Raw genomic sequence first — 17,024 nt, forward strand, 5'->3', positions numbered from 1 at the left:
TGCCGAGGGCGCGCCGGCCGACAACGCCGTCGCACGTGATGGATCAACTCGGCGGGACGAGCGTCGTAAGCACTGTGTCCAGGTCGAGCGGCCTCCACGTCTGCTCCATGCAGGGGCGGGGGCAGCGACAGGCGCCGGTGCGGACTCCACGCCGGCGCCTGCCATCCGCGCGTATGCCGCCGGTGCCGACGGGCGGCCTACGGCGGTGACCTGTCAGTGGTCGTCCCAATGCCCATCGTGGGAGGCGTGCCGATGGCCGTCATGGACGTAGTCGACATGGTCTTCGTGCGGCACGGCGACGTGACCGCAGTCCTGTCCGTGCCGGTGCTCGTGCCCTTCGTGCACCGAGTGCGCCGGATTCGCGCACTCGTCCACATGGTCCTCGTGGGCACGGTGCAGGTGGCCGTCGTGCGCGTAGTCGACGTGGTCGTTGTGCGGGATCGCCACGTGGCCGCATCCCGGCGCGTGCGCGTGCGCGTGTGCGGGATGGGGGTGGTGCGCCTTGGTCGTGGACATCTCGCTGGCTCCTTCGTCGGTTCACCGTCCTGGAGACACCGAACGCGCCCGCCGGAGAGAAGAGGAAGACAAGTCCGGTATATCTCTCATTTCTCGCAGGGTAAGCCCGTCCGGGTGCGGGCACCTCCGGGCTCGCTGCCGCAGCTTCGGTTCAGCACTCGGAGATGTCGAGTGTCACTTTCCGTGGCGACCGCCTCCTTTCCGTTGATCACTTGCTGGAGCCGGCGTACGGAAGGAGTGCCATCTCGCGTGCGTTCTTGATCGCTGCGGCCACCTGTCGCTGCTGCTGGGCGCTGATCCGGGTGACCCTGCGGCTGCGGATCTTGCCCCGGTCGGAGATGAACTTCCGCAGGAGATCGGTGTCCTTGTAGTCGATGTAGGTGATCTTCGCCGCGTCGAGCGGGTTCGGGCGGTCCTTGGCGGGTTTGCGGGGTTCCTGGCGTCGGGCCATGAATCTCTCCTCAGAGGGCTGGGTGTGTGGTGGCGCGAGCGGTCAGTGGACCGGGTCGAGGAACTCGTCGAAGGCGGCAGGCAGGTCCTTCCAGGCCGCACGGCCCGCTGTGTACTCGGCGTCGGTCAGCAGGCAGGAATCGAGTAGAGCGGTCAGCCCGTCGCGGTCCAGGCCGGGGGAGACGAAGACCAGGTGCTGGCAGCGGTCGCCGTGCTCGGGATGCCAGTCCAGTGCGGCGGCCGCCCGTCGTACCGGCGGAATCATGTCCCAGGCCGCGTCCGGGAGGGATGCGAGCCAGGGACCGTTGTTCTCGACGCAGAGCGCGCCGCCCGCCGCCTCCCAGGACAGGAGTGTGTCGGGACGGTCGGCGAGCCAGAACCGGCCGCGGCTGCGGGCGGCCGCGCAACTCAGGTCCTCCAGGGCGTCGTACAGGCGCCCGGGGTGGAACGGCCGGTGCTTGCGCCACACGAGAGTGCTGACGCCGGCCTCCTCGGCCTCCTGGGGCAGCAGCGCGCTGGCCGGATGCTGTCCCGCGCCGGCCGCTTCCACGTCGAACCCCACGAGGGCCAGCCTCACCAGCTCTTGCGAGCCGGCCGCCGCCTGAGGGGCCGTCGGGTGCAGCTGTCCGATCAGCGCCCTGTCTTCCTCGTCCGCTTGGCCGGTGTCCACGATGGCGACCACGGAGGCGTACTCCAGTTGTCGCGCCCAGGTGTCGCCGACGGTCCGCTGATCGGCGGCCGCGGCTGCCAGGCCCGCCTCGGCCAGGTCGTCGCCGTTGGCGAGGTAGGGCAGGACGAGGGCAGGATCGACGGCGGTGATCACGCTCGTCACCTCTACCCGGCCATCGCCGTGTGCGGCGACGACCTCGGCCATGGCCTGGGGCTCCACGGAGTCCCACAGCTCGACGACGGCCGTCCGGGTGACCCCGTCGGCCGCCAGTCGCTCCAGCTCCGGCATCAGGTCCTCGCGCAGGGCGCAGCAGGCGCAGTCGTTCACCAGCGGGGTCTCGCCGCTGGAGAGCGTCCCGGAGGTGTCGCGCACGGTCCGGTACACCGTGCCCGTCCCGGCCGTCGTGAGGTCGTGGTGCAGAGCGACGCTGTGAGGTATGTCCCTGAGCAGCCCCTCCACGACCTCGTGGCGGGCGTCGGAGTGCAGTCCGCAGACCATGACGACGGGGAGCATGCGCCTGTCCTCCATCACCGGCCCTCGCGGCGGCCGTAGCGCCGCTCGAAGCGTTCGACGCGTCCAGCGGTGTCCAGGACGCGGGCGGTGCCGGTGTAGAAGGGGTGGCTCGCGGAGGAGATCTCCACGTCGACGACCGGGTAGGTGGTGCCGTCCTCCCACTCGACCGTCCGGTCGCTGCTCAAGGTGGAGCGGGTCAGGAAGGCGAAGTCGGCGGCCTTGTCGCGGAAGACGACGGGGCGGTAGGAGGGGTGGATTCCGGGCTTCATGGTGGTGTCCTCGTGGTCAGGGGCGGGGGTGTCGAGCGGGGGAGTCGAGGTGTCAGCGCTCTTCGCGGAAGTCGACGTGGCGGCGGACGAGCGGATCGAACTTCCGCAGGACCAGCCGGTCGGGGTTGTTCCGCCGGTTCTTGCGGGTGACGTAGGTGTAGCCCGTTCCCGCGGTGGAGCGGAGCTTGGTGATCGGGCGTAGTTCGTTGCGAGCCATGCCGCTACTATATGGCAATGGTTTCCATTTTCAATATGGGACCGACTCGATGAGAGGCAGGTAACTTCGTGTCCGCCCACTGCCAACTGACCGGCGCACAGCCGGGCTTCGGCAACACGATCTCCCACTCGCACCGGCGCACGTCGCGCCGGTTCGACCCGAACATCCAGCGCAAGCGCTACTGGCTGCCCAGCGAAGGGCGGCATGTGCGCCTCGTGCTGAGTGCCAGGGCGATCAAGGTGATCGACACCATCGGCATCGAGGCTGCGGTCGCCCGCATCCGGGCGAGGGGAGTGAAGGTCTGATGGCCAAGCAGAGCAAGATCGCCCAGAACGAGAAGCGCAAGGCGACCGTCGCTCGGTACGCCGCCCGTCGTGCGGAGTTGAAGGAAACAATCCGCAGGCCCGGTGTGCCGGAGGTCGAGCGGCTTGCTGCTGTCGAGGAACTGCGTCGGCAGCCGCGCGATGCCAGTGCCACCCGGGTGCGCAATCGGGACAGCGTGGACGGCCGCCCACGCGGTCATCTGCGGAAGTTCGGGCTGTCCCGGGTCCGGATGCGCGAACAGGCGCACGCCGGATTCCTTCCCGGAGTGACCAAGTCCTCCTGGTGACCGCTCGCTTACGATGGCGGGTGGTGGTGCGGCCGGCGGGCCGTGGCGCCACCCGTCACTGTTCCCGGTCCGCGTGCTGCCACGGCCGATGACGCACCGTCGGGGCGTGCGCGGTGTTCCGCAGGACGGCGGGTGCGCTCGTCCGAGTCCTTCGTCGGCTCAGCCGGCACCTCGTCGTAGCAGTTGGTAAGCCTCGAGGAACGCCGGACGGTGCACCGGGAGCCCCGGGCGCGCGCCGGGGGCCGGTGCCGTGCTTCTCCTCCCCGGCGCCGGCCCTCTCCTGTGCCCGGCCGTGGTCCTTCGGCAGGATCTGCTTTCGCTCCGCCGAACCGCAGGAGGTGGCCATGTCATTCTCGCTCTCCCGGAGACCCGGACGCCCTGCCCCTCCCCGTCGAGTTGTGACGCACGTTCGGCATGCGCTCCGACGTGCCGGTCAGCGTCTCGTCACGGACCGGAACGCACTGGGCGTCATCCCGGTGTGCTGCCGGAAGAAGGCGCTGAAGGTGGTCGGGTGGGTGAAACCGGTGCGCTCGCCGATGACGGCCGGCGGCAACGACGTGTGGATGAGCAGGCGCTTGGCCTCCAGCAGCACCCGGTCGTCGATGAAGCGCTTCGCGCCGCAGCCGAGCGCCGCGCGGGTGGCGCGGGTGAGAGTGCGGGGGCTGTAGCCGAGCCGGTCCGCGTAGTCCTCGACCCGGTGGGTCTCACGGAATCCCTCCTCGACGGCCTGCCGGAAACGCTGGAACGGTTCGCGGCTGCCGGAGCGCGTGCGCCACCGGGGGTCGGCGAGGTGGACGAGGCGGATGAGGATCACGGACAGCAGGTCGCGCAGCGTCTCGACGTACGCCTCGAGCCGCAGGTCGCCGAGACCGTCGTACTCCTCGGTCAGGCAGTCCAGGACGCGCAGCAGGGCGTCCTGACGCGGCGGGTCGGGTGTGATGAGGCGGCAGGCGAGGTGCTCGCCGTGCCGGATGAGGCTGTCCGTGGCAGTGGTGGGAAACCCCGTCGGGAAGACCAGCACCGTGGCGTCACCGTCGCCGGTCCCTTCGGGGAACCGCAGTACCTGGCCGGGCCACACCCACAACCAGTCGCCTGCTCCCAGGCGGTACGCGGTGAAGTCCACCGAGCACTCGAGCCGGCCGCCGCGCACCGCTACGAGAAGGTGGAACGCCGGACGTGCGGACGAGGTGAGGGGCAGGTCCCGCTCCGCGCCCTGCGCGGCGAGCCCCGCCAGATCGAGGATCTCCAGGCCGGGCGGCCTCCCGGGCGAGGGCCGGTACCGCACCGCCGGAATGGCGCCCGACCGACGGCCGTCGGGGAGTTGTCCGTTTCTCTTCATCGCGTGGCCGAGTGTAAGGCGATCACCGGCCCGGGCGGAGCTAGCTTGAAACAGGCGCCGCCGGGGTCCCGGCAGGCCGGGACTGCGGGACGGGACCGCCCGAGCCGAGGGCCGGTCAGCGCCCGGCCCGGCCAAGTGGCGCGCCCCGCCTCCCGCGAAAGGACCACCATGACGATCGAGTTCGCCACCCGGTACCGCGAGCGCTCCCACATACCGCCGCAACCGGGAAAGCCGTACTTCATCGAGAAGGGCATGGGGGATCGCGCCCACCTCTTCACCGACATGTTCACCGTCTACGCCGGCGGTGAGCAGACCGAGAACACCTTCAACTTCTTCACCTGCGAAGGACCCAAGGGCGACATCATCCCCGCGCACTCCCATCCCGACACGTACGAGGTCTTCTTCATCACGGACGGGGCCGTGCGGCTCTTCGTCGAGGACCTGGAGGGGGAACAGCACGAGAAGCTCCTGACCTCGGGCGACTTCGGCTTCGTGCCCAAGAACTGCCCGCACGCCTACCGCATCGAACGCCACCACAGCCGCATCGTCGGAGTGGCCGCCGGCCCCGGCGGTACCTTCGAGCGGTTCTTCGAGAATCTGGGCACACCCACGGAGGAACACGGACTGCCCCGCACGCCGTACGTCCCCGACCCGCGGAAGTTCGGGACCGTGCCGCAGGAGTACGACGTCACGTTCCTGCCGGACCACAAGTGGCGCGCCGGAAGCTGAGAAGACCCGATGCCGTACCTCAAGGCGCTCCTGGCCGGAGTGCTCGTCGGTGTGCTGTACGTGGTGGTGCGGCACAAGTCCCCCGCCCCGCCCCCGGTCGCACTGATCGGGCTGCTGGGCATGCTGCTCGGCCAGGCAGCGCCGGGGGCGTGGTGAGCGGCCACCGCGCGGCCCGCGCGCTGTTCCGCCGTGCGGTGCCCGCTTTCGTCGCCGGTCTGCTGATGGGCGCCGTGTACCGGGCGCTCGACGTGATGTCGCCCGCCCCTCCGCCCGCCGGGCTGACCGGCCTCGCGGGCATGGTGCTGGGCGAACGCGCCGCCCTCGTCGTCCGTGACCGTTTCACCCGCCGCCCCGCCCCGCCCGCCACCCGTTGAGGAGACGCCCGTGTCCACCGAACTTCCCGGCTACATCGACGTCCACGCGCACTTCGTCACCGACTCCTACGTCCGTCAGGCCCGCGAGGCCGGGCACCAGTTCCCCGACGGGGTCCCCGGCTGGCCGACCTGGTCGGCTGCCGCGCACCTGGAGCTGATGGACCGCTGCGGGATCCGGACCTCCATGCTGTCGGTCTCCTCGCCCGGCATCCACTTCGGCGACGACGCCGCAGCCGCCCGCCTCGCCCGCGAGGTCAACACGGCCGGTGCCGAGACCGTCCGCGAGCACCCGGGCCGGTTCGGCCTGTTCGCCTCGCTGCCCCTTCCGGACGTCGACGGAGCGCTGGAGGAGATCGCTCACGCCTACGACGCCCTGGACGCCGACGGGGTGGTCCTGGAGACCAACACCCACGGCACCTACCTCGGGAACCCGGACCTCGAGCCGGTCTGGGCCGAACTCGACCGGCGTGCCGCGGTCGTCTTCCTGCACCCCACCTCACCCGTGTGCTGGGAGCAGTCGGCCCTCGGACGGCCCAGGCCGATGGTCGAGTTCGTGTTCGACACCGCCCGCACCGTCACCGACCTGCTCATGGCCGGCACCCTGGACCGCCATCGCGACGTCACGGTGATCGTCCCGCACTGCGGAGGCGCCCTGCCGGTCCTGGCCGACCGCATCGACGGGTTCATGAAGATGTTCATGCCCGACGGCGCCGGAGGACCCGGCGCCGTGGAACAACTCGGCCGCCTCCACTACGACCTGGCCGGCCCGGCCCTGCCCCGACAGCTCCCCGCACTGGTGAACCTGGCCGGCACCGACCGCCTGCTGTACGGCAGCGACCACTGCTGGACCCCGGCTGCCGGGGTCGAGGCGCACATCGCCGGGCTGGACGCCGCGCCGGCCCCCGAGGGCTCGACGAGCTGGCGTGCGCTCACCACCGACAACGCCCGCCGGGTGCTGTCCCGGACCCGCTGAACCGACGGAGCGCCGCCCGTGACCCCGCACTTCCCCCTCCGGCTGCCGGCCCCGCCCGACCCGGCGGTCCTGCCCCTGCCCCACATGGCCCGCCCGGCCGACGGTGTGCTGTTGCTGCGCGGGACCGTCTACGCCGTGCCGGACGGCATCCGTCCGCTCACCGTCGACCTGTGGCTGCCCGAGGACACCGCCGGTCCCGTCCCCGTCGTCGTCTTCGTCCACGGTGGCGGGTGGCGTACCGGCCTGCGGGACGACCTGGGGCCGCGTTTCCGCCGGTGGCGGCCTGGCCCCTTCGCCCGTTTCGCCCGGGCCGGCTTCGCCGTCGCGTGCGCCGACTACCGCCTCAGCGGCGAGGCACCGTACCCGGCCCAGACCGACGACCTGGCCGCCCTCCTCAAATGGCTCGGGACCCGCGCCGAGGAGCTCGGCCTGGACACCGGACGGACGGTGCTGTGGGGGGAGTCGGCCGGTGGACACCTCGCGGCGTTGACCGCGCTGACACAGCCCGCCGGTGCGGTGAGGGGGTGCGTCACCTGGTACGCGCCCACAGACCTGCCCGGACTCGCCGAGGACGGTGCCGAGGGCACGTACGACGCCCACGACCCCTCCTCCTTCGAGGCCATGCTGCTCGGTGGAGCCCCGGCGAGCAGGACGGACCTGGCGCGGGCCGCCAGCCCCGTGGCTCATGCGGGGCCCCACGCGCCACCGTTCCTCATACTGCACGGCGCCGACGACACCCTGGTCCCCGTCCGGCAGTCCCTTCGCCTCGCGGAGGCCCTGCGCGCGGCCGGCCGTCGTCCCGACCTGCGTGTCCTGGCCGGCGGTGACCACCTCTGGGTGGGCCTGTCCGACGAGGGCGTGGAGGACTGCTTCAGCCGCACGCTCGGCTTCGCCCGCCGTTGCACGGACCGGCTGCCCTCACGAGCCCGGGACGACGGCGCGCCGGGACGCAGGCCGGCGCCGCCTGTGCGGTAGACCGGGGGCAGGTCTGGCATCGTCCTGGTCCGGGGCGCCGGGTCCGGACCCCGGACCGGTGGGTGCAGCCCCGTGAGGAGCGACAGGTGAACATGCTGAACGCGCAGCTGAGCGACGCCGACATGAGATGCGCGGAGCGGGCCGTGGAACTGGCAGGGGAAGCCCTGCGGGCCGGGGACGAGCCATTCGGCTCCCTCCTCGTCAGTGCCCAGGGGATGATCCTTCGGGAGGCCCGCAACCTGGTCTGCACCCAGGAGGACGACACCCGCCATCCCGAGCTGGAACTCGCCCGTTGGGCCGCGGGGCACCTGAGCGCGGTCGAACGATCATCGGCCGTCGTCTACACATCGGGGGAGCACTGCCCCATGTGCGCGGCGGCGCACGGCTGGGCGGGCCTCGGACGCATCGTGTACGCCCATGCGGGCGCTCAGCTGGCGCAGTGGCTGACCGAACTCGACGTCGCTCCGCCACCCGTGCGGCCCCTGCCGATCCAGGAGATCGTGCCCGGTGCCGACGTCCAGGGGCCGATCCCCGCCTTCGCCGACCGTCTGAGGGCCATGCACCGCGCCTTCCACGCGCAGACCGGCCCCCGGCCCTGACACGGCTGTGCTGCCACGCGGGCCGTCCCGGAGAATCCGCGCCGATGTGCGGAAAACGTCATCCGAGGGGCGGGTCGAGTCCGAAGTACCTGGTGTGGCGGCCGGATCAAGGCCCGCCGCCCCTCCCAGCAAAGGTGAAGGTCATGACCATCAACCGCCGCATCAAAGGTGTCGCACTCGCCGGAGCCGGTGCGTTCCTCGTACCCCTCGCTCTCGTCGCCGCCGCCCCCGCCGCGCAGGCGGGCCCCGCGGCGGAGCCCTTCGGGCCCGCCTGCTCGGCGTTGCCGACCAGTGGCGAGGGGAGTGCCGCCGGCATGGCCGACGATCCGGTCGCGACCGCGGCTTCCAACAATCCGGAACTCTCGACCCTGGTCAGCGCCGTGCAGAAGGCAGGCCTGGCCGACACCCTGAACAGCGCCGAGAACATCACTGTGTTCGCACCCACCGACGCTGCCTTCGAGAAGATCCCTCAGGCCGACCTCGACAAGATCCTCAACGACAAGGAACAGCTGAAGGACCTCCTCACCTATCACGTGGTCGGTGAGAAGGTGACCGTCGACCAGCTGCCCGACGGCACGTTCGAGACACTCCAGGGCGGCCGGCTCACGACATCGGGGTCCGGGGAGAACTTCGAGGTGAACAACTCGGCGAAGATCGTGTGCGGTGACCTCGAGACGAAGAACGCGACGGTCCAGCTCGTCGACACGGTGCTGATGCCTCCGTCCTGACGCGCCGGGCGACCCCACGGCGCGCGCGGGGTCAGAACGCGTACCGGATCGGCAGCCAGGGGGCGTGCGCGCGCACCAGACCGCGCACGGTCTCCACCGCCGCGGCCTTGGTGGCGTCGCGGTAGCGCACGTTCCAGCTGCCGTTCCCGGACAGCTTCGCCTGCTGGAGCTCCGGACGCCAGATGATGTCCTCGGCACGCGGGTGCCACGCCATGTTGACGTCGTGCAGGTCCTCGTTGTGCGTCAGCATGATCACTTCGGCCGCCGCCTGCTCCTTGACGGCGTCCGGCAGCACATCGTCCATCTGCTGGAGCAGCATGCGCCAGGCCTGCTCCCATCCGGGGCGGATGACCACGGGGGAGAGGTTGAAGTGGACCTCGTACCCCGCCTCGACGAAGTCCGCCGCGGCCTCGATGCGCTCCCCGACAGGACTGGTGCGGATGTCCAGCAGCCGCGAATCCTCCGGTGGCATCAGGGAGAACCGGATCCGGGTGCGCCCGCGCGGCTGGAGAGCGAGGAGATCCGGATTGACGAACTTGGTCGCGAACGACGCCTTGGCCGTGCGCCACCCGGAGAAGGCACGCACCAGGTCAGCGGTGTTCTCACTGATCAACGCGTCCACGGAACAGTCGTTGTTCTCCCCGATGTCATAGACCCACGCCTGAGGGTCGCACTGGTTCGGCTCGCTCTTGGGGCCCTGGCCGGCGATGTGCCGGGCCAGCCGGGCGATGATGCCGTCGATGTTGGTGAAGACGGTGACGGGGTTAGCGTAACCCTTGCGGCGCGGCACGTAGCAGTAGGCGCAGGCCATGGCGCAGCCGTTGGCGGCCCCCGGGGCGATCCAGTCCGCGGACCGGCCGTTGGCCCGGACGGTGAGGGTCTTCTTCTCCCCGAGCACCAGGACCGTGCTCTTGAGCCGCACCCAGCGTTCGGCGTTCCCTCTGTTGCCGTGCAGCTCCGGGATACGCCAATGGGACTCGACCGGGAGGACGTCGGCGTCGGGGAACCGTGCGAGGACCTCCCGGCCCCGCGCTGAGGCGGCGGCGGCCGGCTCGGCGTGGATCTCGCGTACCGACAGCATCCGGCGCGCCTGGTCCGAGTCGCGGAAGAGAGGACCCGCGGGCCCTGGCTCCTCGGGACGGCCGCTCAGGTCGGCGAGGCCGAAGAGCCCGTCCTGGACCGGTTCGGCTTCACCTGGGAACTGGGGGGTGTGCATGGCTTCCGCTCCGGTCTCCGTGACGTCACTCCCCACGGTACGAGAAGCGCGACGGGTGCGTGCGCGCACCAAGGTCCACGGAAGTCCGGGCCGGTAGGCGCGCGGGCTCACCGTGCGCCGGCCCTCACAGCGCGGCGTCCGCCCCGATCCGGTGGCGCAGCAGGTGCAGGCCACGGCGGGCATGGCTCTTCACCGTGCCGAGCGGGATGCCCGTACGCTCCGCGATCTGCACCTGGGTGAGGTCCTCGTAGAAGGCCATCCGCAGGACCTGTCCCTGGGGGCCGGGAAGCCCGGTCAGCTCCCCGGTGAGCAGTACGCGGTCGAGGGCCGCCTCGGGTGGAGACTCCGTCCTGCGCGGTGGGGCGACGGCGAGCGTGCGGGCGGCGGCTTCGACGAGCCGCGCGCGCCGGGCCCTGGCCGCGAGCGCGTCGTAGATCTTACGGCGGGCGATGCCCACGATCCATCCGCCGAGGGGCCCGCGTTCGGGCCGGAATCCGGCGCGCCCGAGCCACACGGCGAGGAAGACCTGCTGTGTGACGTCCTCCGCCTCCTGCGCGTCGCCGAGCGAGCGGCGCGCCAGCGTGTGGACGAGGGGGCGCCAGCGTGCGTAGGCGGCCGCGAAGGCGCGTTCGTCGGCAGCCGCGAAGCCCTGGGCCAGGTCTTCGTCGGTGGCGGTGGTCCTGGCGGGCGGGGCAGTGTGACCGTCTGGGCGGTTGCTCGAGTACATCGTCTCGTTCTCCTGCCGGAGCGGGCTGTGGGTGACGCGGGGGCGGTCTTCCGCCCGGGGGGTTCGCGCAGCTCCCACACGTCAGTCTCGAAGGCGTGACCGGGGCGGGCAACACGCCTCGATCGTGCGTCGTATGGTGAAGACGTGGCTCTCACCGACGGCCCCCGACGGCAGGGCGGCGGTCTGACCACCGGCGAGGTCGCCAGGCGGCTCGGGGTGGCCCCGACAACGGTGCGCTCGTGGGACCGCCGCTACGGTCTCGGCCCCCGCCACCACGCGGGCGGCAGGCACCGCAGGTGGACGCCGGCGGACCTCGCGACGCTGGAGCGCATGTGCGCACTGACCTCGACGGGCCTTCCGCCCTCGGAGGCGGCCAGACTGGCCCGGGAACAGGCCGCCCCGGACGCGGAGCGTGCACCGCAACGATCCCCCGCCCGGGCTCCGGGCGCAGGCAGCGGACTCCGGCCGGAGGACGTGCGCCGGACGTGCAGAGGGCTGGCCCGCGCCGCTCTCCGGCTGGACCCCGGCGCCCTCGACGAACTGCTGGCCACCGTGATCGCCGACCACGGACTGATGGCCGCCTGGACGGAGGTGATCATGCCCACGATGCAGGCGGTCGGCCGTAAGTGGGAGAACACGGGCGAGAAGTACGCGGAGGTCGAGCACCTCCTGTCCTGGCACGTGGTCGGAGCCCTGCGCAGGTCCGCCCCGCCGGTCCCGGCCGGGCCGTCGGACGCCACGACCCTGCTGGCGTGTGTGCCCGGCGAGAGGCACACTCTGCCACTCGAGGTCCTCGCTTCCGCCCTGGCCCAGCGCGGCATGCCGATCCGGATGTTCGGCGCCGCCCTGCCCGCCGAGGCGCTCGTCGAGGCGGTGCACAGGACCGGGCCGGCGGCGGTCGGGCTGTGGGCCCAGTCCCGCACGACTGCCAGCCGGCCGCTGGCCCGCCATGTGGCCGCCATGGAGTGGGGGATGCGCGGAGCCCGCACGCGCCCGGTGGTGCTGACCCTCGGCCCGGGGTGGGCGGGAAGGACGGTGCCGGGCCTGCGGCACCCGTCGGGCCTCGCCGAGGCCGTCACCGCACTGAGCGCGGTGGTGGAAGCCTCCGGGGGAGCGCCCGTCGCGGCTGGGCGTGCCCCGCGTGGGCAGCCCTTAGCTGGCCCTCGTCCTCTCCCGAACCGGTGCTGTGCCAGGCTGGAACCCATGGGGACACGGGTCGGTGGTTACCGGTATGTGGGTCCGGCCGAGCTGAAGGCCGCGGTCACACCCGGGAGCGGCGGCGTACGGATCGGTTCGGCAGCCGGCTTCGACAGCTGGATGGCGCGGCGAACCGCTGCGGAGACGGCCGAGCCGTTCACCTTCGTGGTGGGTACGGACGGGCTCCTGCGGCTCGCGGCGCGGCGGAGTGAGCATGTGGTCTGTGCCGGTGGCGAACCGGTCCTGGGCGCCGGCGAGATCGGTTTCGCCCGCGAGGGGGGCAGGTGGCTCGTGAGTGAGATCAGCAATCAGTCGACCGGTTACTGCCCCGACGTCAGCTCCTGGCCGGCGGTCGCCCGCGCGCTGGAGCGAGCAGGGCTCGAAGGCCCCAACCGCTTCACGCACGAGGTGGTGTTCCGGCGCTGTCCCGCCTGCCAGGAGCACAACATCGTGCGTGAGGGTGACTTCGTCTGCGTGTTCTGCGACAGCGCTCTGCCCGAGGCGTGGAACGTCGACCCCGGGTGACGGGGAAGCCGGCGCGCGCCCGGCGCCGTCCGCGTCGCGGAGCCCCGGCCGGTGCCTTGAGCCCCCGCGCGCCGCGCGGGGGCTCCGCCCCGTCCCGGCGGGTGCCGTGACCCGTGCGAGCGGGGGCCGTACCGGGAGGTGTCGGTACGGCCCCGGGAGGGGCCGGGGCCCTCAGGCGGTCTTGCCGGAGCCGGAGCCGACTCCCTCCGCCTGCTTGATGCCCTTGGTGATGTCGTCCAGGACCGAGAGCTTCGGCGCCTCGGCGTTGATGTCGAAGCCGGAGCGGACGACCACCAGCATGCTCTTGACGTTGGGGGAGGGGAACGCCAGCGACTCGACGTACCCGTCGTCGCCGTTCTTCGTCACCACCTTCCAGCGCACCAGGTAGCCCTTCTGTCCGGCGACCGTGACCGCCTCGGACCTGAGTTCCTCGTGCGAGGTGATGCCGCCGTAGATCTTCTCGCCGTACGACTCCTCGGCGTTGGCCCTGATGTCGGCCTCGGCGGCGGCCTTCGCCGTGGTCGCCTCCACCTTCAGCGCCTGGGCCGGAGCGGAGAACACCCCGCCGCGCACACACGTCTGGGACTCGTCGCCGGGGCAGGCGTACTCGCCGGTGGTCACTCCCGCGCCGATCGGCCCGGACTGCCCCGTCCAGCCGTCGGGTACGGGGATGCTGATGCCGCTCGCCGCGTCGGTGGCGTACCCCTCCTCCGTCTGCGGCATCTGCTGACCGGGGTTCCGGCCTTCGCCACCGTCCTGCCCGCCGTCGCCAGGGGCACCTGGGAGGCGGGGGCTCTGGGAGGGCGCCGGGGCTGTGGCGGAGGAGTCGGCGCGGTCGTCCGAACTGTCGCCCAGTATGTACGCGCCGCCACCGACGGCCGCGAGCAGGACGACAGCGGCGGCGATGCCCGCGCCGACGCGTATGCGACGGCGCCGGACCGTCGCGGGAGGTATCCGGAGCTGGTCGGTCCAGCGGGCCCCGTCCCACCAGCGTTCCTGAAGGGGGCCGATTCCTGAGTGCCCGGGGTCTGGATGCCAGCCGGGCGGGGTCGTCTGGGTCACGACAGTACCGTAGGCGCACTCGGTGAGAATCGTATGAAACGCATGGCGCGAGGGGCCGTGACCGCCCCCGGGCCGAGCGCCCCGCGTGTGTGCGTCGCGCTCCGCGCGCTCCCCACGGCGCTCAGGACGTCGCACCGGCCGTGCCGTTCGAACACCTCGTCCGCCGGGCCTCGTTCGTCGCCCGGCCACCACCGGGAGCCCATGGCAGCGGTCGGCGGACCCGGCGAGGAGCCTGACCGGTGTCCGTCGCCGGCACTGCGGCAAGGACTCCTACGGCTCGATCAGTCCGGCGCGGATCGCGTACCGGGTGAGTTCCAGGCGGTCACGGAGTCCCAGCTTCTGCAGCAGGTTCGCCCGGTGCCGCTCGACCGTCTTGACGCTGATCACCAGCATGCCGGCGATCTCCTTCGACGAGTGACCCTCGGCGACCAGTTTGAGGATCTCCTCCTCGCGTTCGGTGATCGCACGGTCGGGCACGTCGCCGCCGTCCCGGACCCGGTCGAGGTAGTTGCGGATGAGTGCGGTGACGGCGCCCGGGTAGAGGAAGGGCTCGTCGCGCATGGCCGCACGGCACGCCTCGACCAGATCCCGGTCGGCGACGGACTTCAGCACGAAGCCCGAGGCGCCCGCCTTGAGCGCCTCGAAGAAGTACTGCTCGTTGTCGTACATCGTGAGCATCAGGATGCGCAGCTCCGGCATGACCCGCGACAGTTCGCGGGCCGCCTGGAGACCCGTGAGGCGTGGCATGGCGATGTCGAGGACGGCCAGGTCGGGCCGTTCCGCCCGCGCCCTCTCGATGGCCTCGGCGCCGTCGCCGGCCTCGGCGACGACCTCGAGGTCCGGTTCGCCGTCGAGGATCAGCCGTACGCCGCGGCGGACCAGGGCGTGGTCATCGGCGAGGAGGATGCGGGTCTTCCCGGACCCGGTGGGGGAAGGGGGCATGGTTCAGGCGCTTCCGTTCCGTACGGGCAGGTCGAGGCGCACGTCGGTGCCGCCCGTCGCGACGGTATCCAGGGTGAGTGTGGCGCCGACGAGCAGGGCGCGTTCACGCATTCCGCGCAGGCCGGCACCCTCGGGGGCGTCCCCGATGCCCCGGCCGTCGTCACGGACGCGCAGCTCCACCCCGTGAGGGCTTCGGCGCAGGGAGAGTTCCAGCGACGTGGCCCCCGCGTGCCGGACGGTGTTGGTGACGGCTTCCTGGGCGATGCGGTAGACGACGAGTTCCGCCTCCTCGCCGAGCGGGGGCAGATCCTTGTCCATCTGCCGTCGGACCGTCAGCCCCGCCGGTGCCGGTGTCTCGGTGGTCAGGGCCGTCAGCGCGCTGACCAGCCCCAGCTCGTCCAGCACCCCGGGGCGCAGCCGTCGCGCGATCCGGCGGATCTCGTCGAGGCTGCCCCGGGTGATCTCCTGTACCTGGGCGAGTTCCCCGCGCAGCGGTTCCGGCGCGTGACCGGTGACCCGCTTCAGTTCCAGGAGGACCGCGGTCAGGGTCTGGCCCACCTCGTCGTGCAGTTCCTGGGCGACCCGGCGGCGCTCGGCCTCCTGCGCCCAGATGGCCCGGGCGCTGCTGGTCGCGCGCTCCGCCTCCAGACGGTCGAGCATGCTGTTGAACGTCTCGATCAGGGCGGCGACCTCGCCCTCTCCGGCCACCTCAGGGCGCGGCCGCGGGCTCAGCAGATCGGTGGTGGTCATCGCCCGGGTGACCCGTTGCAACGGCGCGAGTCCCAGACGCAGGAGCAGCGCGTTCGCTCCGAGCATCAGGGCCATGCCGCCGGCCAGGATCAGGGCCTCGGTCAGGACCACCGGGGCGGACACGGTGATCGGGCCGAGCAGCAGCAGCGCTCCGGCGGCGACCAGCACCGCGGCGTTGAGCAGGAAGATGCGCCAGAACAGGGACAAGGCCGCGCGGCCTCCTTCGGACACGTGCACGGGCGGGCGACTACCCCCACTATCGCCGGTCGGATGCGGCGCGAGGCCGTGCCCGGCCCCTCGTGGCCGTGTCTGCATGGCCGGCCCCCTCGAAGATGGGTGTCAGCCCCGATGGTCGCGGATACCCGCGCCCCCGGACGATGGATACCTGCCCGACGGACGCCGATCCTGGAGGGAGTCATCCATGCCCCACCACGACGAGAAGCCGCGCGCGAGCCGGGACGGGCTCCGCACCGACGACCCCGGACGCGTGGGAGGCCCGGAACAGACCGGCCCCGGACGCGCCGACCGCCCGGCACGGGAAGCCGTGCGTGGACGGCACCCCGGCCGTCACGCCTGGCTGTGGCTCACACTCGGCCTCGTCGGCCTCGTGGTCGGCATCGTCATCGGTCACGGCCTGCTCCTCGCCGCCGGCCTCGTGGTGGCCGGGATGTCGGGGCAGCTCCTGGACCCGCAGCGGAGCAGGGGGCGGGGTGGCGTGCCGGGAACCCGATGAGCCGCCGTGCGGCTTTGGTCCGACCACACGCCCTGTGTGACATAGTCGGAGCATGCGTATCGCCCGGAACAGGGAGTAGCGGATGCCGGTCGAGTGGCAGCCCGTACGGCAGTCCCGGACCCATGAACTCGTGCTCCAGAGCATCGAGGAACGGGTCTTCGCGGGAGAACTCAGGGCGGGCGACCGTCTCCCGCCCGAGCGGGAACTCGCACCGGTGCTCGGCGTCAGCCGGTCCGCCCTGCGCGAGGCGCTCAGGGTGCTGGAGACCATCGGTGTCCTGGTCGCCCAGCCCGGCCGCGGCCCGGACTCCGGGGCCCGTATCGTGCGCAACCCGGACGACGCGCTCGGCCGCCTGCTGCGGCTGCACTTCGCGCTGGGCAGCTACGGCCTGCACGACGTGCTGGAGGCGCGGGTCGTCCTCGAACGGTCCAGCTGGGAGGCCGCCGCCCGGCACGCCCGGGCCGAGGACCTCGAGGCCGCGGGGGAGCTCGTCCGCCGGATGGGTGAGCCGGATGTCGGTGTCGCCGAGTTCAACGACCTCGACACCCGCTTCCACGTGCTGATCGCCGGAAGTTCCGGCAACGCACTCACCTCCACGCTCACTTCGGCGGTGCGGGAGTCCGTGCGCCCGCTGATCCTGCGGGCCCTGGAGGAGGCCGAGGACTGGCCGGCGACGGCGGGGGCCCTCAACTCCCAGCACGCGCGACTGCTGCGGCTGGTGCGCGAGGGCCGTGGTGGCGAGGCGGCGGACCTGGTCGAGGAGCACATCCGGGGACTGCACGGCACGCTGGTCGACGAGAACGAGACTCGCTAGCAGCCGGGCGTCCGCCGGCGAACGGGGGCGGGGGAAGGGCGCGCGCACCCTCCCCCCCCCCTGTGCGGGGGGCCCCCCCCGGCCTCCCCGGCCCTT

The 17,024-nt window shown here is 72.0% G+C and carries 22 protein-coding genes and 1 pseudogene; 12 read left to right on the top strand and 11 right to left on the bottom strand.

Annotated elements, in window-relative coordinates; translation table 11 throughout:
- Nucleotides 1-213: 213 nt before the first annotated feature.
- The 5 genes from ACHFIV_RS11750 to rpmG all read right to left on the bottom strand — a co-directional run bounded on the left by ACHFIV_RS11750 (nt 214) and on the right by rpmG (nt 2,635).
- Nucleotides 214-516, bottom strand: coding sequence for a hypothetical protein (locus tag ACHFIV_RS11750; protein WP_398966631.1), 303 nt, complete (start codon nt 514-516; stop codon nt 214-216).
- A 208-nt stretch (nt 517-724) separates the two neighbouring features.
- The gene (gene rpsR / locus ACHFIV_RS11755) at nt 725-967 is read right to left on the bottom strand and encodes a 30S ribosomal protein S18 (protein ID WP_398966634.1); all 243 of its coding nucleotides are present in this window, start codon (nt 965-967) and stop codon (nt 725-727) included.
- Between the two features lie 42 nt (nt 968-1,009).
- The gene (locus tag ACHFIV_RS11760) at nt 1,010-2,164 is read right to left on the bottom strand and encodes a CobW family GTP-binding protein (protein WP_398966636.1); all 1,155 of its coding nucleotides are present in this window, start codon (nt 2,162-2,164) and stop codon (nt 1,010-1,012) included.
- Entirely contained in the window at nt 2,164-2,418 is a 255-nt protein-coding gene (locus ACHFIV_RS11765) for a type B 50S ribosomal protein L31 (RefSeq protein ID WP_398966639.1), read from the bottom strand. The genes ACHFIV_RS11760 and ACHFIV_RS11765 overlap by 1 nt, the downstream gene beginning before the upstream one ends.
- Before the next feature lie 52 nt (nt 2,419-2,470).
- Nucleotides 2,471-2,635, bottom strand: coding sequence for a 50S ribosomal protein L33 (gene rpmG, locus ACHFIV_RS11770; protein ID WP_398966641.1), 165 nt, complete (start codon nt 2,633-2,635; stop codon nt 2,471-2,473).
- A 68-nt stretch (nt 2,636-2,703) separates the two neighbouring features.
- On the opposite strand from rpmG, the gene rpmB reads away from it, so the two are divergent.
- Together rpmB and rpsN are read left to right on the top strand one after the other, a co-directional pair.
- Nucleotides 2,704-2,940 carry a 50S ribosomal protein L28 gene (gene rpmB, locus ACHFIV_RS11775; RefSeq protein WP_398966644.1) on the top strand — a complete coding sequence of 79 codons (237 nt, stop codon included), beginning with the start codon at nt 2,704-2,706 and terminating at the stop codon, nt 2,938-2,940.
- Nucleotides 2,940-3,245 (top strand): 30S ribosomal protein S14, encoded by a 306-nt coding sequence (gene rpsN, locus ACHFIV_RS11780; RefSeq protein ID WP_398966647.1) that lies wholly within the window; start codon nt 2,940-2,942, stop codon nt 3,243-3,245. Before rpmB ends, rpsN begins: the two co-directional genes overlap by 1 nt.
- A gap of 433 nt (nt 3,246-3,678) precedes the next feature.
- Here the strand turns inward: rpsN and ACHFIV_RS11785 are convergent, their stop codons facing one another.
- Complete coding sequence (locus ACHFIV_RS11785) at nt 3,679-4,584, bottom strand: helix-turn-helix transcriptional regulator (protein ID WP_398966651.1); 906 nt, start codon at nt 4,582-4,584, stop codon at nt 3,679-3,681.
- Between the two features lie 168 nt (nt 4,585-4,752).
- Here ACHFIV_RS11785 and ACHFIV_RS11790 point away from each other — a divergent pair, with 168 nt between their 5' ends.
- The 7 genes from ACHFIV_RS11790 to ACHFIV_RS11820 all read left to right on the top strand — a co-directional run bounded on the left by ACHFIV_RS11790 (nt 4,753) and on the right by ACHFIV_RS11820 (nt 8,962).
- A complete protein-coding gene (locus ACHFIV_RS11790) occupies nt 4,753-5,313 on the top strand; it encodes a quercetin 2,3-dioxygenase (protein ID WP_398966654.1) in 561 nt (186 codons plus the stop codon).
- 9 nt (nt 5,314-5,322) lie between these two features.
- Complete coding sequence (locus ACHFIV_RS11795) at nt 5,323-5,469, top strand: DUF1427 family protein (protein WP_398966657.1); 147 nt, start codon at nt 5,323-5,325, stop codon at nt 5,467-5,469.
- Entirely contained in the window at nt 5,466-5,687 is a 222-nt protein-coding gene (locus ACHFIV_RS11800; protein WP_398966659.1) for a DUF1427 family protein, read from the top strand. The genes ACHFIV_RS11795 and ACHFIV_RS11800 overlap by 4 nt, the downstream gene beginning before the upstream one ends.
- Before the next feature lie 10 nt (nt 5,688-5,697).
- Nucleotides 5,698-6,660: an amidohydrolase family protein gene (locus ACHFIV_RS11805; RefSeq protein WP_398966662.1), complete on the top strand. Its 963-nt coding sequence runs from the start codon at nt 5,698-5,700 to the stop codon at nt 6,658-6,660.
- Between the two features lie 18 nt (nt 6,661-6,678).
- On the top strand, nt 6,679-7,635 hold the full coding sequence (locus ACHFIV_RS11810; RefSeq protein WP_398966665.1) for an alpha/beta hydrolase fold domain-containing protein: 957 nt from the start codon (nt 6,679-6,681) through the stop codon (nt 7,633-7,635).
- A 92-nt stretch (nt 7,636-7,727) separates the two neighbouring features.
- Entirely contained in the window at nt 7,728-8,234 is a 507-nt protein-coding gene (locus ACHFIV_RS11815) for a nucleoside deaminase (protein WP_398966700.1), read from the top strand.
- A gap of 143 nt (nt 8,235-8,377) precedes the next feature.
- Complete coding sequence (locus tag ACHFIV_RS11820; protein ID WP_398966667.1) at nt 8,378-8,962, top strand: fasciclin domain-containing protein; 585 nt, start codon at nt 8,378-8,380, stop codon at nt 8,960-8,962.
- Between the two features lie 31 nt (nt 8,963-8,993).
- Here the strand turns inward: ACHFIV_RS11820 and ACHFIV_RS11825 are convergent, their stop codons facing one another.
- Together ACHFIV_RS11825 and ACHFIV_RS11830 are read right to left on the bottom strand one after the other, a co-directional pair.
- Entirely contained in the window at nt 8,994-10,178 is a 1,185-nt protein-coding gene (locus tag ACHFIV_RS11825; RefSeq protein WP_398966670.1) for a spore photoproduct lyase family protein, read from the bottom strand.
- 124 nt (nt 10,179-10,302) lie between these two features.
- The gene (locus ACHFIV_RS11830; RefSeq protein WP_398966673.1) at nt 10,303-10,905 is read right to left on the bottom strand and encodes an RNA polymerase sigma factor; all 603 of its coding nucleotides are present in this window, start codon (nt 10,903-10,905) and stop codon (nt 10,303-10,305) included.
- 144 nt (nt 10,906-11,049) lie between these two features.
- Between ACHFIV_RS11830 and ACHFIV_RS11835 the strand changes: the two are divergent.
- Nucleotides 11,050-12,003, top strand: a pseudogene (locus tag ACHFIV_RS11835) (MerR family transcriptional regulator); the annotation flags it as partial.
- A gap of 795 nt (nt 12,004-12,798) precedes the next feature.
- Here ACHFIV_RS11835 and ACHFIV_RS11840 read toward each other — a convergent pair.
- The 3 genes from ACHFIV_RS11840 to ACHFIV_RS11850 all read right to left on the bottom strand — a co-directional run bounded on the left by ACHFIV_RS11840 (nt 12,799) and on the right by ACHFIV_RS11850 (nt 15,588).
- Nucleotides 12,799-13,689: a DUF2510 domain-containing protein gene (locus ACHFIV_RS11840; RefSeq protein ID WP_398966675.1), complete on the bottom strand. Its 891-nt coding sequence runs from the start codon at nt 13,687-13,689 to the stop codon at nt 12,799-12,801.
- Between the two features lie 270 nt (nt 13,690-13,959).
- Entirely contained in the window at nt 13,960-14,631 is a 672-nt protein-coding gene (locus tag ACHFIV_RS11845; RefSeq protein WP_398966678.1) for a response regulator, read from the bottom strand.
- Between the two features lie 3 nt (nt 14,632-14,634).
- Nucleotides 14,635-15,588, bottom strand: coding sequence for a sensor histidine kinase (locus ACHFIV_RS11850; protein ID WP_398966681.1), 954 nt, complete (start codon nt 15,586-15,588; stop codon nt 14,635-14,637).
- A gap of 214 nt (nt 15,589-15,802) precedes the next feature.
- Between ACHFIV_RS11850 and ACHFIV_RS11855 the strand changes: the two genes are divergently transcribed.
- Entirely contained in the window at nt 15,803-16,114 is a 312-nt protein-coding gene (locus ACHFIV_RS11855) for a hypothetical protein (RefSeq protein ID WP_398966684.1), read from the top strand.
- An 82-nt stretch (nt 16,115-16,196) separates the two neighbouring features.
- Complete coding sequence (locus tag ACHFIV_RS11860) at nt 16,197-16,928, top strand: FadR/GntR family transcriptional regulator (protein WP_398966686.1); 732 nt, start codon at nt 16,197-16,199, stop codon at nt 16,926-16,928.
- The last annotated feature ends 96 nt before the right edge of the window (nt 16,929-17,024 follow it).

The sequence above is a fragment of the Streptomyces sp. ALB3 genome (assembly GCF_044385685.1).
GTDB lineage: Bacteria > Actinomycetota > Actinomycetes > Streptomycetales > Streptomycetaceae > Streptomyces.

What these genes read in the sequence shown, in the direction of transcription:
- ACHFIV_RS11845 (WP_398966678.1), bottom strand. Translation starts at nt 14,631, where the DNA reads ATGCCCCCTTCCCCCACCGGGTCCGGGAAGACCCGCATCCTCCTCGCC.
- ACHFIV_RS11855 (WP_398966684.1), top strand. Translation starts at nt 15,803, where the DNA reads ATGCCCCACCACGACGAGAAGCCGCGCGCGAGCCGGGACGGGCTCCGC.
- ACHFIV_RS11860 (WP_398966686.1), top strand. Translation starts at nt 16,197, where the DNA reads ATGCCGGTCGAGTGGCAGCCCGTACGGCAGTCCCGGACCCATGAACTC.
- ACHFIV_RS11785 (WP_398966651.1), bottom strand. Translation starts at nt 4,584, where the DNA reads ATGAAGAGAAACGGACAACTCCCCGACGGCCGTCGGTCGGGCGCCATT.
- ACHFIV_RS11820 (WP_398966667.1), top strand. Translation starts at nt 8,378, where the DNA reads ATGACCATCAACCGCCGCATCAAAGGTGTCGCACTCGCCGGAGCCGGT.
- ACHFIV_RS11830 (WP_398966673.1), bottom strand. Translation starts at nt 10,905, where the DNA reads ATGTACTCGAGCAACCGCCCAGACGGTCACACTGCCCCGCCCGCCAGG.
- rpsN (WP_398966647.1), top strand. Translation starts at nt 2,940, where the DNA reads ATGGCCAAGCAGAGCAAGATCGCCCAGAACGAGAAGCGCAAGGCGACC.
- ACHFIV_RS11750 (WP_398966631.1), bottom strand. Translation starts at nt 516, where the DNA reads ATGTCCACGACCAAGGCGCACCACCCCCATCCCGCACACGCGCACGCG.
- ACHFIV_RS11815 (WP_398966700.1), top strand. Translation starts at nt 7,728, where the DNA reads ATGCTGAACGCGCAGCTGAGCGACGCCGACATGAGATGCGCGGAGCGG.
- rpmG (WP_398966641.1), bottom strand. Translation starts at nt 2,635, where the DNA reads ATGGCTCGCAACGAACTACGCCCGATCACCAAGCTCCGCTCCACCGCG.
- ACHFIV_RS11760 (WP_398966636.1), bottom strand. Translation starts at nt 2,164, where the DNA reads ATGGAGGACAGGCGCATGCTCCCCGTCGTCATGGTCTGCGGACTGCAC.
- ACHFIV_RS11825 (WP_398966670.1), bottom strand. Translation starts at nt 10,178, where the DNA reads ATGCACACCCCCCAGTTCCCAGGTGAAGCCGAACCGGTCCAGGACGGG.
- rpsR (WP_398966634.1), bottom strand. Translation starts at nt 967, where the DNA reads ATGGCCCGACGCCAGGAACCCCGCAAACCCGCCAAGGACCGCCCGAAC.
- ACHFIV_RS11795 (WP_398966657.1), top strand. Translation starts at nt 5,323, where the DNA reads ATGCCGTACCTCAAGGCGCTCCTGGCCGGAGTGCTCGTCGGTGTGCTG.
- ACHFIV_RS11790 (WP_398966654.1), top strand. Translation starts at nt 4,753, where the DNA reads ATGACGATCGAGTTCGCCACCCGGTACCGCGAGCGCTCCCACATACCG.
- ACHFIV_RS11765 (WP_398966639.1), bottom strand. Translation starts at nt 2,418, where the DNA reads ATGAAGCCCGGAATCCACCCCTCCTACCGCCCCGTCGTCTTCCGCGAC.